Source organism: Streptomyces sp. NPDC050211 (assembly GCF_040656035.1).
GTDB lineage: Bacteria > Actinomycetota > Actinomycetes > Streptomycetales > Streptomycetaceae > Streptomyces.
In genome coordinates this window covers 167,647-180,959 of sequence record NZ_JBFALC010000003.1, presented here as the reverse complement: position 1 = coordinate 180,959, position 13,313 = coordinate 167,647, and the positions used below count along the sequence as shown (strand labels likewise).

At 70.3% G+C, this 13,313-nt stretch carries 11 protein-coding genes; 2 read left to right on the top strand and 9 right to left on the bottom strand.

Features of this window, described 5'->3' with window-relative positions:
• Positions 1-3: 3 nt before the first annotated feature.
• From AB0I98_RS04800 to AB0I98_RS04775, 6 genes are all read right to left on the bottom strand, one after another.
• Positions 4-450, bottom strand: a complete 447-nt coding sequence (locus tag AB0I98_RS04800) for a hypothetical protein (protein WP_362935301.1) — start codon at positions 448-450, stop codon at positions 4-6.
• 373 nt (positions 451-823) lie between these two features.
• Positions 824-1,759, bottom strand: a complete 936-nt coding sequence (locus AB0I98_RS04795; RefSeq protein ID WP_362935298.1) for a dihydrodipicolinate synthase family protein — start codon at positions 1,757-1,759, stop codon at positions 824-826.
• Positions 1,756-2,787: an ABC transporter ATP-binding protein gene (locus AB0I98_RS04790; RefSeq protein ID WP_362935295.1), complete on the bottom strand. Its 1,032-nt coding sequence runs from the start codon at positions 2,785-2,787 to the stop codon at positions 1,756-1,758. The genes AB0I98_RS04795 and AB0I98_RS04790 overlap by 4 nt, the downstream gene beginning before the upstream one ends.
• Positions 2,784-4,931, bottom strand: a complete 2,148-nt coding sequence (locus AB0I98_RS04785) for a dipeptide/oligopeptide/nickel ABC transporter permease/ATP-binding protein (RefSeq protein ID WP_362935292.1) — start codon at positions 4,929-4,931, stop codon at positions 2,784-2,786. Before AB0I98_RS04785 ends, AB0I98_RS04790 begins: the two co-directional genes overlap by 4 nt.
• Positions 4,931-5,890, bottom strand: coding sequence for an ABC transporter permease (locus tag AB0I98_RS04780; protein WP_362935290.1), 960 nt, complete (start codon positions 5,888-5,890; stop codon positions 4,931-4,933). The genes AB0I98_RS04785 and AB0I98_RS04780 overlap by 1 nt, the downstream gene beginning before the upstream one ends.
• A 27-nt stretch (positions 5,891-5,917) precedes the next feature.
• A complete protein-coding gene (locus tag AB0I98_RS04775; RefSeq protein ID WP_362935287.1) occupies positions 5,918-7,543 on the bottom strand; it encodes an ABC transporter substrate-binding protein in 1,626 nt (541 codons plus the stop codon).
• Positions 7,544-7,779: 236 nt separating this feature from the next.
• On the opposite strand from AB0I98_RS04775, the gene AB0I98_RS04770 reads away from it, so the two are divergent.
• Both AB0I98_RS04770 and AB0I98_RS04765 read left to right on the top strand, forming a co-directional pair.
• Positions 7,780-8,499 carry a FadR/GntR family transcriptional regulator gene (locus tag AB0I98_RS04770; RefSeq protein WP_362935284.1) on the top strand — a complete coding sequence of 240 codons (720 nt, stop codon included), beginning with the start codon at positions 7,780-7,782 and terminating at the stop codon, positions 8,497-8,499.
• 166 nt (positions 8,500-8,665) lie between these two features.
• Positions 8,666-9,793, top strand: a complete 1,128-nt coding sequence (locus AB0I98_RS04765) for an abortive phage infection protein (RefSeq protein WP_362935281.1) — start codon at positions 8,666-8,668, stop codon at positions 9,791-9,793.
• A gap of 79 nt (positions 9,794-9,872) precedes the next feature.
• On the opposite strand, the gene AB0I98_RS04760 is transcribed toward AB0I98_RS04765, so the two are convergent.
• The 3 genes from AB0I98_RS04760 to AB0I98_RS04750 all read right to left on the bottom strand — a co-directional run bounded on the left by AB0I98_RS04760 (position 9,873) and on the right by AB0I98_RS04750 (position 13,199).
• Positions 9,873-11,369, bottom strand: a complete 1,497-nt coding sequence (locus AB0I98_RS04760; protein WP_362935278.1) for an alpha/beta hydrolase — start codon at positions 11,367-11,369, stop codon at positions 9,873-9,875.
• 100 nt (positions 11,370-11,469) lie between these two features.
• Positions 11,470-12,288 (bottom strand): ABC transporter permease, encoded by an 819-nt coding sequence (locus AB0I98_RS04755; protein WP_362935275.1) that lies wholly within the window; start codon positions 12,286-12,288, stop codon positions 11,470-11,472.
• Positions 12,285-13,199 (bottom strand): ATP-binding cassette domain-containing protein, encoded by a 915-nt coding sequence (locus tag AB0I98_RS04750; RefSeq protein ID WP_362935272.1) that lies wholly within the window; start codon positions 13,197-13,199, stop codon positions 12,285-12,287. The genes AB0I98_RS04755 and AB0I98_RS04750 overlap by 4 nt, the downstream gene beginning before the upstream one ends.
• Between the last annotated feature and the right edge of the window lie 114 nt (positions 13,200-13,313).

The window sequence follows — 13,313 nt, the reverse complement described above, 5'->3', positions numbered from 1 at the left end:
GGTTCACTCGTCGGCGAAGCCGTCGAGCAGATGAGTGCGGGTGAAGTCGCCGGTGAAATCGGTCCGGGTGGTGTCCGAGGGGTGGTGCACGTCTTCGCCGGCGGCGGACAGGAAGGCCTCGATCTCCCGGCGCAGCACGGTCATTCCGACGTCCCTGTCGTCGAGCACCGGCTCCCAGGTCGGTTCGAGCCGCAGCAGCGGGAGCGGGGGGTGCCGGGCGTCGTGCGCGGCGCGGGCCTCGGCGTTCTCCAGGTTGACGGCGTGCGCGGCGGCGATCTCGTCCTCGCTCGCGCCACGTGCCAGGAGCAGGGCGTCATACCGGGCAGCTGCCGCGCGGATCTCTTCGGCGGTCGCCTCCGGCGGCACACCGAGACGGGTGTACTCCGTCGATCGGGGCACGACCAACGGCAGCGCGAAGAGCGTCCCGCCGTCCTCATCGACACCGGGCATGCAAAAGTCCCCCCGTTCGCGAATGCGACGCGACATTCGTGACACAGCACGGCGCGTTGGCAGCCGTGACGTTGCGCTGATTCTAGAGGTCCGCGAATCAACTCACGGTGGTTACTGGTGAGTTGAAACCTCGGTCGATCAAAATGGCCAGAATTGACCCACGCGGGTTCTGGCACCCCGAGCGCCGGACACGCCCCTGTTCGCAGTATGCGCAGGGCTTCCCATCAGGCTCAGCGCGATCGCTGCTTCTGCAACTGTTCTTTGCACTTCACCCACATGAAGCGGCCGGCTCAGCAACGCCCCGATAGGGGCGCGGGGAACTGCGCGACCAGCCCCCACGCCGCCGCAGACGACAAACGACCCACCGCGGAGCTCAAAGCAACCCCGCCGCAGCCAGATGCTTCCCCACCCGCTCCACCTCGTCCTCCGCCAGCGGCACCTGCGGCTCCGCCGTCGCCCCGCACGCGATGATGCCCCGCAGTTGCAGCGCGGCCTTGAACGCACCGAGCGCCGAGGAACTGCCACCCATCCGCGCAGGATCGCCGACGCCCACCATGCCGAACAGGGCGCACAGCCGCTCCTGTTCGGCACGGGCCCGGTCCCAGTCGCCCGCGCGGCAGAGCCGGTAAAGGCGGACGTAGCCGTGCGGGTCGACGTTGGCGAGGCCGGGTACCGCCCCGTCCGCGCCCAGCGCGAGCGCCGCGTCGACGATGACCTCGGAGCCGGTCAGCACGCTGAAGCCGGTGAGGCCGGGGTGGGTGCGGGCGCCGGTCACGACGGTGCGGAAGGCGCCCAGGTCGCCGCTGGAGTCCTTCAGCCCGGCCAGCACGCCGTCGGCGGCGAGCTCCAGGACCAGGTCGGCGGGGAGTTTCGTGTGGACGGCCATCGGGAGGTCGTACGCCACGACGGGCACGGGGGAGGCGGCGGCGATCCGCCGGTAGTGGCGGGCGATCTCCGCGCGGTGGGTGCGCGTGTAGAAGGGCGCCGTGACGACGACCGCGTCCGCGCCCTCCTCCGTCACCTCCGCCACATGGTCCAGCACCCGCGGTGTCGTCATGTCGATCGCGCCGGCCAGCAGCGGCAGCCGCCCGCCCAGATGCGCCGCCACGGACTTCACGACGAGCCTGCGCTGCCCGTCCGTCAGGAACGCGGCCTCCGAGGACGACCCGAGCACGAACAGCCCGTCCACCCCGCCGTCGATGAGATGGTCGACCAGCCTGAGCAGCGAGTCCACGTCCACCTCGCGGTCCGGCGTCAGGGGCGTGCAGACGGGCGGGACCACTCCGGTGAGCGGGGTGGGGAGGTTCATGTCGGCTCCTGGTGCTCTTCCGGTACGGCCGCCTGGCCCACGAGGTCGCGGGTCGGTCGGCCCTCCTCCACTGGATGGTGACACCGGAACCGGTGTACAGGAGTGGACGCAACGGAAAATTCGGGCATCGTGTCGGCGCACTCCCCGTCCGCCTTCCAGCAGCGAGTGCGGAACGGGCACCCGCTCGGCGGCTGTGTCGCCGACGGCACCGGCCCGACCAGGGGGATCGGGTCGATCGGGTGCAGCAGTCCGGGGGTCGCCGAGAACAGGGCGCGGGTGTACGGGTGCCGGGAATCCTCCGTCACCCGGTCGGCCGGTGCCTCCTCCACGATCCGGCCCAGGTACATCGTGATCACCCGGTCGCTCATCCGCCGTACCGTCTGGATGTCGTGCGAGACGAAGACCAGCGCGAGACCCAGGCGCTCCTTCAGGTCGAGCAGCAGATTCAGGATCTGGGCGCGCACCGACACGTCCAGGGCGCTGGTCGGTTCGTCCGCGATCACGAGATCGGGGTCGAGGGCGAGGGCCCGGGCGATGGCGACGCGCTGCCGCTGGCCGCCGGAGAGCTGGCCGGGGAGCGCGTCGGTGAGCGCCTTCGGCAGGCCGACCAGGGACATCAACTCCCGTACCCGCGCGTCCCGTTCCTTCGCGGTGCCCTGCCGGTGCACATCCAGCGGGTCGCGCAGGATCTGCCGGACCGTCAGGCGCCGGTTCAGCGCGGTGGACGGGTCCTGGAAGATCATGCCGGTGTGGCGGCCGACCGTCGCCCGGCGTTCGGCGGGCGCCATGCTCCACAGGTCACGGCCCCGGAAGGAGACCGTGCCGGACGTCGGCCGTTGCACGCCGACCAGCACCTTCGCCAGCGTCGACTTGCCGCACCCGGACTCGCCGACGACGCCGACCGTCTCGCCGGGCGCGATGGCGAGATCGGCGCCGGTCAGGGCGTACACCCGGTCCCGGGTGAACAGGCCGCCGCTGCGCGCCTTGTGGACGACATGTGTGTCGGACAGTTCGACGAGCGCGCTCACTGGGCGACCTCCACGTCCATCAGGTCGACGGCCGGATGGTGGCAGGCCGCCGTATGCGTGCGGGTACCCGCCAGCACGGGAGCAGTCGTACGGCAGATCTCGCTCGCCCGCGGACACCGGTCGGCGAACCGGCAGCCCGCCGGGAAGTCCGCGGGGGACGGCACGACGCCCTTGACCTGCGTCATCCGCTCGGCCGCGCTTTCCAGGGACAGCACGCTGCCGAGCAGCCCGCGCGTGTAGTGGTGGGCGGGTGCCTCCACCAGGTCGGCGGTCACGCCCGTCTCCACGATCTGGCCGCCGTACATCACGACCACCCGGTCGGTGATGTCGGCGATCAGCGCGAGGTCGTGCGACACGAGGATCAGCGCGAACCCCAGCTCCTCCCGCAGCCGGAGCAGCAGCTCCATGATCTGCGCCTGTACGGTCACATCGAGCGCGGTCGTCGGCTCGTCGGCGACGATCAGCTTCGGGTCGCGGGACAGCGCCATGGCGATCAGGACGCGCTGACGCTGGCCGCCGGAGAGTTCGTGCGGATAGCTGCGCAGGGTGCGGTCGGGGTCGAGGCCGACCATCGTCAGCAGTTCCTGCGGGCTACGGCGCCCTCCGCGTCGTACGACCTGTTTGAGCTGCGCGCGGATCGTCATCGCCGGGTTCAGGGAGGACAGCGCGTCCTGGTAGATCATCGCCATCTCGTGGCCGAGCAGCTTGCGGCGCACGCGCATCGGTTCGGCGAGCAAGTCCCGCTGGTGGAAGCGGACTTGGCCGCGCACCCGGGCGCCCTTCGGCTCCAGGCCCATCACCGTCAGCGCGGTCAGCGACTTGCCGCAGCCCGACTCGCCCACCAGGCCGAGGACTTCACCGGGCTGCACCTCGAAGCTGATCCCGTCGACGATGTCCACGCCCTGGTGCCGGGCCTCGAAGCCGATGGCCAGGTTCTCCACCGCCAGCACCGGCTGAGCCCCGCCGGGCAGTGGCCGGGCCCGTGCCCGCAGCCGCGCCGCCGCCTCCGTCAGCCCCGGCAGCTGCACGATCTCCCCGCTGCCCGGCTCCGGCGCCTCCAGCCGGTCGTCCTCGTCGCGGACCTCGACCTCCCGCGCCGACGGTGCCGCCCACGCGTCCGAGACGCCCTCGGAGAGGATGTTCAGCGACAGCACGGTCACCAGCATCAGCAGTCCGGGGAAGACGGTCGCCCACCAGCCGCCGGTCAGCACCATGTTCTTGCCGTCCGCGATGACACTGCCCCAGGACGGGTCCGGCGGCCGTACGCCCGCGCCGATGAAGGACAGCGACGCCTCGAAGACGATGGCCTCGGCGACCTGGACGGTGCAGAAAACCAGGACAGGGGCGGCACAGTTGATCGCCACGTGCCGCCAGACGATGTGCGGGGTGCGGGCGCCGATCACCCGCTCGGCCGTCACATAGTCCTCGCCGTACTGATCGAGGACATTGGCCCGTACGACCCGTGCCACCGGCGGCGTGAACAGGAACGCGATCGCGCAGATGAGGACAGTGATCCCGCCGCCGAACACCGCGACCAGTACGGCGGCCAGCGCGATCCCCGGGAACGCCATCACCACGTCCAGGCAGCGCATCAGCGTCTCGTCGACGGCCTTGCGCGAGGTCGCCGCGACCGCGCCGATGAGCGCGCCCACGACCAGCGCGAGCCCGGTCGCGCCGAGCCCGATGGCGAGGGACCAGCGGGCGCCGTACATCAGCCGGCTCATGATGTCCCGACCCAGGCTGTCCTGGCCCATCCAGTGCTCGGCGGACGGATGGCCGGTGCCGTCGACGGGCGGCTGCTGGTCGAGCGGGTCGTCCGGCGCGAGCAGCGGGGCGAACAGCGCCACCAGGACCACGACGGCCAGGAAGCAGACGGAGATCTTCGACAGCAGCGGCAGCCGGCGCCAGCCGCGCAGCCGGATGCCGGGCCGGGCTGGGGCGTGTGGCGAAAGTCCCGTCGTCCGCCCGGAGGGCGGGCCTGGCGGCGTCTGGTGCGTGCTCTCGGCGTGCCGGGCGGAAGCCCTCGTACTGGACGTACTTGGGCTTTCGCCCGGTGCGGCGAGAGTGCGTGCCAGGCGTCGCCAGGCAGACGGGACTTTCGCCGCACGCCCCAGGGCCTCGGTGAGCCCCTTGCGCGTGAACATCAGGAGGCTTCCCTCAGTCGCGGGTTGACCAGCAGGTAGAGGATGTCGATCACGAGGTTGATGACGACGAAGCCGGTCGCGGTCGTCAGGACGACGCCCTGGACGACGGCCGGGTCGCCGTTCTTCACCGCGTCGATCATCAGCTTGCCCATGCCGGGCAGCGAGAAGATCGTCTCGATGACCACCGCGCCGCCGAGCAGATAGCCGACGCGCAGGCCGAGCACGGTGAGCGGATTGATCAGCGCGTTGCGCAGGACGTTCCGGCCGACCACCACGCGCGGCGGCAGACCGCTGCCGATCGCGGTGCGGACGTAGTCCTTGTCCAGCTCCTCGACCACGGACGTCCGGACGATGCGGGTGAGTTGGGCCGCCACCGGCAGGGACAGCGCGAGCGCCGGGAGCGTCATCGTCTTCAGCCAGCCCGTGAAGGAGTCCGCCGGGTTGATGTAGCCGCCGGTCGGGAACCAGCCCAGGTCGACCGCCAGGTACTGGATCATCAGCAGCGCCAGCCAGAAGCCGGGCGCCGCGACGCCGGTCAGCGACACGACCCGGATGATCTGGTCCGGCAGCCGGTCCCGGTAGATCGCCGCGGTCACACCGCCGATCAGCGACAGCACCACCGCGATGCCCAGCCCCAGGAAGGTGAGCTGGAGCGTCAGCGGCAGCGCGGTCATGACCTGGTCGATCACCGGCGCCCGGGTCAGTGCGCTGATGCCCATGTCGCCGTGGAGCAGCGCGCCCACGAAGTCGACATAGCGCACCGGCAGAGGATCGAGCAGACCGTTCTCCTCACGGAACGCGCGCAGTTGCTCGGGCGTCGGATTGGCGCCCTGGAAGAACGCGGACGCCGGGTCGACGTCCGAGAACCGCATCACCAGGAACACGAACAGCACGATGCCGAGCATCAACGGCACGAGCAGGGCGACACGGCGGGCCAGGATCCTGGCGATGGCGACCACGGACCAACTCCCGTACGACGGTGGTGACTAGACCCACTTGGCTTGAAGCAGGTTGATTCCCGGGTACGGCTGCGCCCTTATCCCGGCGAGTTCGGTGGGGTCCCAGGCGGTCATCAGCTCGTTGTGGACGACCGGGTAGAGCACGGCCTGTTCGGCGACGACGTCGATGTAGTCCTGGATCATCGTCTTCTTCCGGTCCGCGTCCGGCTCCCGGGTCGCCGCGTCCATGTCCTTGAAGAGCTTCTTGGCGACAGCGTTGTCCGCCCAGCGCGTGTACCCCATCCACAGGTTGGTGGGCCCGTAGTTGTAGTGCATGATCAGGTCGGCGTCGAGGCCGAACTGGTTGGGGTTCGAGGCGGCGGCCACGACCTGGTAGTCCTGCTTCTGATCCATCTTGGTGAAGACGGCCGTGGTCTCCTGCGGATTGAGGGTCGTCTTGACGCCGATCGCGTCCCAGGACGCCTTGATGGTCGGCAGGCAGTCGACGATCCAACTCACGTTCACCGCAAGGATGTCGATCTTCAGCCCGCGGACCCCGGCCTGCTTCAGCAGCGCCTTCGCCTTCTCGGGGTCGTAGTCGTAGACCGTCTTCGCGCGCCGGTAGCTGGGGTTGCCCTCGTTGAGGAAGGACGACGACGGCTTCCCGTGTCCCTTCAGCGCCACTTCCACCATCTTCTCGGTGTCGATGGCGTAGTGCAGCGCCTGCCTCACCCGTACATCGTCGAAGGGCTTGTGCTTGGTGTTGAACATCAGGAACAGGTTGTTCATCCCGGCTCCGCCCGCGACCGTGAGCCCACCGCTCTTGAGCTGGCCGATATTGGCGTACGGGATGTTGTCGGCGATCTGCGCGCCCGCGCTGGCGCCGGAGATCCGGGCGACGCGCGGGGCGGCGTCCACGATCGTCAGCCAGTTCATCTTCTGGAAGGTGGCCTTGCGCGGGCCGTTGTAGTCGGCGTACGCCTCGAAGGTGGTGTTGGACTTCGGGTGGTGCGCGGTCTGCCGGTACGGTCCCGAGCCGATCGCCTTGCCCTTGATCGCGTCGTCGAAGGCGCCCGGCTCCGAGAACACGTGCTTCGGCATGATCTTGGCGAGGGTGAGCCGCGAAACCCCTTCCGGGAAGGGGTACTTGAGCACCAGCTCGACGTTCTGCGCGTCGATCTTGCGGACTTCCTTCAACCAGCTCGCGAAGAACCCCTTGGCGAGGGTCTGCGTCTTCGGGTCGAGGATCCGGTCGAAGACGAACACCACGTCGTCGGCGGTGACCGGCTTCCCGTCGTGGAACGTGGCGCCCGCCCGCAGCGTGAACTTCCAGGACGTGCTGCTCAGGTCACCCGGCACCTGCGTGGCGAGCGCCGCATACGGCTCGCGGGAGATCGGGTCGGTGTCGAGCAGCCCCTCGTAGATGTGGTTGTTGGCGGCCATGCAGAACGCCGACGCGGTCTGCGTGGGATCCCAGCTGCCGTCGTTGCCGTAGCCGATGACCGCGGTCAGGGTGCGGTTCTTGCCGGTGCCGCCGGTGTCATTGGTCGACTCCGGGCCCGCCGAACAGGCCGACAGCGACGCGGTGACGGCGGCGGACGCTCCCAGCGCGCCGGTGTACTTCAGGAACGTCCGGCGATGCAGCGCCGGCACGTCGTCGGTCACGTCGCGCACGGTTCCTCCAGCGAGATGAGGGTGGGGATACGAGAGGACGGGCGAAAGATATGAAGAGATACGACGTCCTACGTCCTGCCAGTCAGCGCGACCATAGGAGGGGCTGTGAGGGCGGTCAAGGGAACGCACACGAATGGCGTATATGCCAGAGGTCGGACCAATGGCGCTGTGCCATGCCGATGTTGACGAACCGTCATCGGCCAGACGTGGGACGTGGGACGTCCCGGGCGCGTACGATGCGGCGCATGTCCTCGGAGCCCAGGAACAGCCGGATACAGCGCGAGGTCGTACAGCTGATCCTCGACCGCAAGCTCCGGGTCGGTGCGCCGCTGCCCACCGAGACCGAGCTGATGGCCGACCTAGGCGTCAGCCGCAACTCCGTCCGCGAAGCCCTCAAGGCGCTCCAGGCGCTCGATATCGTGGAGATCCGGCACGGCTTCGGCACCTACGTCGGGCAGGCCTCCCTCACCCCCCTGGTCGACGGCCTGACCTTCCGCACACTGGCCCGGCACGAGGGCGACGCCGACGCCCTCGCCGACATCCTCCAGGTCCGCGAAGTGCTGGAGGAAGGGCTGATCCGGCGAGTGGCGCCGCTGCTCACAGAAGCAGACCTGGACCGCCTCGAGTCGGTGGTGGACCGTATGGAGGCCGCGGGCCGGGCCGGTACGCCCTTCGCGGAACTCGACCGGGAGTTCCACGAGTTGCTCTACGCCTCGCTCGGCAACGCGCTCGTGCCGCAGCTGCTCGGCGCCTTCTGGACCGTCTTCCGCCGCGTGGCCGGCGCCCTCGGCCGCCCCAACGAGCCCGCCCCGGAACTCACCGTCAGCCGCCACCGCGACATCGTCACAGCGTTGCGCGCCCACGACGTCGAGGGCGCGCAGCGCGCGATGGCCGTCCATTTCCAAGGGATCGAGGCGCGGACGGCGGCGCCGGCCGGGCCCACCGGGGCGCGGTGAGCCGGGCGGCGGCGGGGGCGCCGTCCCCTGTGCGGCGCCCCCGTGGACAGTGTTCGTGCCACGGAAGCTTCTGGATGTGATCGAGGCAGGACCTCATACCTTGGTTGCCGTGTCATAGACCTTCGGGCGACAGCCCTGCCCGGCCCCCGCTCGCCACAGTGAGGGCATGGAGAACACCAAGAACGGGATCAGCAGGGCGCGGTTCCTGGCCGGGGCCGTGGCCGCCGGAGTCGCGGGGGCGGTGCTGCCGGCCACCGGTGCACGGGCGGCGGAGGCGACGGGGGGCCGCCGCGGGCTGCGGCACCGGGGTGTCGTCTACACCGTCGGCGCGGGGGAGACGCCCGGTACGGCCTTCAGCGCCGCCCGCATGCGCAGGGACATCCGCGTCATCCGCGACGAGCTGCACGCCGACACCGTCGACGTCACCGGCGACGGCGTCGAACGCCTCAACACCACCGCTACCGAGGTCGCCGAAGCCGGACTGCACGTCTGGATGCAGCCCACCCTCGGCGACGCCCCCGAGCGGGACATCCTCGACCACATCGCGGAGACCGGCCGACACGCGGAACGGCTGCGCCGGCAGGGCGCGGGCGTCGACTTCAGCGTGGGGTGCGAGTTCTGGCTGTTCGTGCCGGGGATCGTGCCCGGCGAGACGGTTCTCGACCGCATCGAGAACCTCCTGAACGGCACCGTCGACTGGGAGAAGATGCAGCGCCGTCTCGACGCCTTCATCGCCAAGGCCGCCGCGGTCGGCCGCTCCGTCTTCCACGGCCGTCTCTCCTACGCCGCCGCGCAGGACGACAAGGTCGACTGGAACCTGTTCGACATCGTCGGCATCGACTACTACTCGTCCCACCCCGACCGCGCCGACTACGTACGGGAGTTGAAGCGCTACCTCCGCTGGGGCAAGCCCCTCGCCATCACCGAGTTCGGGACGTGCACGTTCGTCGGCGCCCCCGAAGCGGGCGGTATGGGCTGGAACATCGTCGACTACGACAAGACTCCGCCGGAGATCAAGGGGAACCCGGTTCGGAGTGAGCGCACCCAGGCCGACTATCTGGTCGAGCTGCTGGATGTCTTCGAGTCGATGGGGCTGTATGCCGCCATGGTCTTCGAGTTCGTCACCGCGGACTCCGAGCACCGGGCGGACGATCCTCGCTACGACATCGACATGGCGAGCTATGCCATCACGAAGCCGATCAAGGACCGGCCGGGGGATCCGGACTCGGACTGGCATTGGGAGCGGAAGGAGGCGTTCGGGGCGGTGGCGCGCCGCTGGGGGTGCCGGGTATAGGCCGTGAGCGTGTGCGGGTTCGTTGTGGCTGGTCGCGCAGTTCCCCGCGCCCCTGGCGGGGCGCGGGTGGTACCGCCAACTAGTCGCAGTACGTGTCCTTTCGCGGCCTCTCCCCGGTCGCCAGGAACCTCGACACCATGTCGTCGCCGCACGCCGTGCCGTTGGCCAGGTAGGCGTCGTGGCCCGTCGCGTCGTTGACGACCATGACCGCGCGCTTGCCCAGGGCGGCACGCAGCTTGAGGGCGCCGGTGAGGGGGGTGACCGGGTCGCGTTCGTTCTGGATGAGGAGGACGTTGGAGGGGCCGCGGTCGGTGATGCGTACCGGCGCCTCGCGGGGCTCGTTCGGCCAGGCGGCGCAGAGCATCGCGTTGCGGGGCATGCCTGCGGTCAGCGGGAACTCGGCCCGGCTCTTCGCGACGTCGTCCTCGTACGCGTCGGCGGACTCGGGCCAGTCGGCGTCGTTGCAGATGGTCCCGGCGCCGACCGCGGTGACGTTCTGCAGCACCTCCTCCGGCGGGGACGGCGGGGCGGGCGGCACGGTCCCCTTCCGGGCGGCCAGGATCAGCTGGGCGAGGCCCTGGAAGTCGTCCGGGTCGTCCAGGTCGTTCAGCATGGCCTGGCGCAGCTCGTTGCCGTTGAGTACGGGCGGGTTGGCGCCGGGCCAGGGGATCGGCTCGCGGTCGAGGCGGGCGGCCAGGCTCAGGAAACCGGCCCGCACCTTGGCCGAGGTCGAGGCGACCCGGTCCGGATTGCCGGGCGTGGAAGCCCACTTGGCGAACTCCGGGAACGCGTCCTCGACACCCTGCTCGTGGGCGGCCAGCCAGGCGCGCTGGACCTTGACGGGGTCGGGGTTGTCGTTGCTGTCCAGCACGATGCGGTCGGTGCGGTGCGGGAACAGCTCGTTGTAGATCGAGCCGACATAGGTGCCGTACGAGACACCCCACGCGGAGACCTTCCGCTCACCGAGCGCGGCCCGGATGCGGTCGAGGTCGCGGGCCTCGTTGACGGAGCTGAGGTGCTGGATGAGCTCGCCGCCGTTGCGGGCGCAGGCGTCCGACATGCGCTTCGCGGTGACCAGGTTCTCCGTGATGGAGCCGTCGGGGGCGGGCCAGGGCCGGGTCGCCGTGAGGGCGAGGTCGCGGCGTTCGACGCCGCAGTCGACGGAGGTGGACGGGGCCAGCCCGCGCGGGGCGAACCCGATCAGGTCGTAGGCGTCGCGCACCTTCTGCGGCAGCTGCCGGCCCTTGCCCGACGGGTCGTTGAGGCTGGTGCCGCCGGGTCCGCCGGGGATCAGAAGTAAGGCGCCCCGGCGGGCGGACGGGTTCTCGCTCGGGATACGGGAGACGGCGACGTCGATCGTCGGCCCGTCCGGGTCGGCGTAGTCCATCGGCACCTCGACCGTCGCGCACTGCTGTCGTGGATCGAGGCCTTCGCCCTCGCACTTCGTCCACTTCAGCGACTTTGGCGACTTTGGCGTGGGCCCGCTCGTGGCGGACGCGGTGAGAGGCGTCACGACACCGAACACGATTCCGGAGGCGGCGGCGATCAGGGCGAGGCTCTTGGTCATCGGCTTCATGGGTACGAGCCTCGCGGAGTCCGCCCCTCCCTCACATCCGGGCAACAACCCACTTCACACGGGGGATTACCCCAGTGCCCACGTCAGGGTCACCCCCGACTCACACATCCCGCCGGTCCACGACCACCACCGCGACCACGGCCGCCACCGCCGCCCACGCCGCGAACACCACCCAGCTGCCCGTCACCGTCGTCGGATAGTGCGGCGGATAGATCCGGACCGCCGACTCGCCGTACGTCACATCGACCAGCCGGGACCAGGCGTGGACGGGCAGGGCGTTGCGGACGGCCGCCGTCCAGGCGTAGCGGTCGGTGATGAAGGTCGGCAGGAGCAGCAGTACGACGGTGATGGCGCCCGTCGTCGTGGCCCCGTGCCGGATCACCGCGCCCAGCCCCATCCCGACCAGCGCGGAGACGGGGGCGAGCAGGGCGGAGGCCAGCAGCAGCGACAGCACGCCCGGGTGACTGACCGGGACGTCCGCGCCCCGGCCGGAGAGGATGCCCTGCGTGGCGGCGTACGACGTGCCGACGACCACGGCCCCGTAGCCGGTCATGACCCCCGCCACCACCGTCACCTTCGCCGCCATCAGCGCCCGCCGGTCCGGAACGGCCGCGAACGTCGTACGGATCAGGCCGGTCGCGTACTCGCCGACGATCGTGAGCGCGCCGACGCTCGCGCAGACCAGGATCAGGATCAGCGCCGCAGCGGCGGTGAAGGCGTCCTGCAGCGCCCACTCCACATAGCCCGCCTTCATGTCGGCGGGCATGTAGGGGTAGTTGGTGTAGTGGTTCCGGGCCGCGTTCGCGTTGAAGCCGACGACGGCCAGTGCGCCGATGCCGAGCGCCCAGTAAGTGGAGCGCAGGGAGCGGAGTTTGAGCCACTCGGCGGCAAGGAGGTCGGTGAAGCGGGCGTCCGTCATCGTGGGTCTCCGGCGGTGTACTCGACGCGGTCGGCGGTCAGTTCCATGAAGGCCGCTTCCAGGGAGGCGGCGCGCGTGGTCAACTCGACGATCAGAAAGCGGTGTTCGAAGGCCAGCTCACCGATCCGCTCGGTGCTGAGCCCCGCCACCTGGAGCGTCTCCTCGTCGTACGGCGCCACCGCCGCGCCCTGAGACGCCAGTACGTCAGCCAGCGCCCCCGCGTCCGGAGACCGCACGGTCACCGTCGGCGCCGTCCCCCGCGCGGCGAACTCGGCGAGGCTCTCGGCGGCGATCAGCTCGCCCCGCCCGATGACGATCAGGTCGTCCGCCGTGTGCTCCATCTCTGACATGAGGTGGCTGGAGACGAAGACCGTACGTCCCTCGGCCGCCAGCTTCCGGAACAGTCCCCGCACCCACAACACCCCTTCCGGATCAAGCCCGTTGAGCGGCTCGTCGAAGACCAGCACCGGCGGCTCGCCGAGCAGCGCCGTCGCGATGCCGAGCCGCTGCTTCATGCCCAGCGAGAACCCGCCGACCCGGCGCCGGGCGGCGGCATCACCGAGCCCCACCTCGGCCAGCACCTCGTCCACCCGGCGCGCGGGGATGCGGTTGCTCCGGGCCAGCGCCCCCAGATGCGCCCGCGCACTCCGTCCGCCGTGCACATCACCGGCGTCCAGGAGCGCGCCGACGTGCCGCAGTCCACGGCGGTGGCGGCGGAAGGCGTGGCCGTCGACGGTGGCGGTGCCGCCGCTCGGCTCGACGAGCCCCAGCAGCATCCGCAGGGTCGTGGTCTTGCCCGCGCCGTTCGGACCGAGGAAGCCGGTGACGCGGCCGGGGCGGACGGTGAAGGACAGATCGCGGACGGCGGTCGTGTCGCCGTATCTCTTGGTCAGTTCGTTGACTTCGATCACGGGAACACGGTCGCGCGGCGGGCCGGTGCGGCACATCGGCCGACCGCTGACACTCGTACGCGCCCGATGTCGACCGTGGTTGTACGTCTCCGGGCCGATGACCTTGGCCGCGTC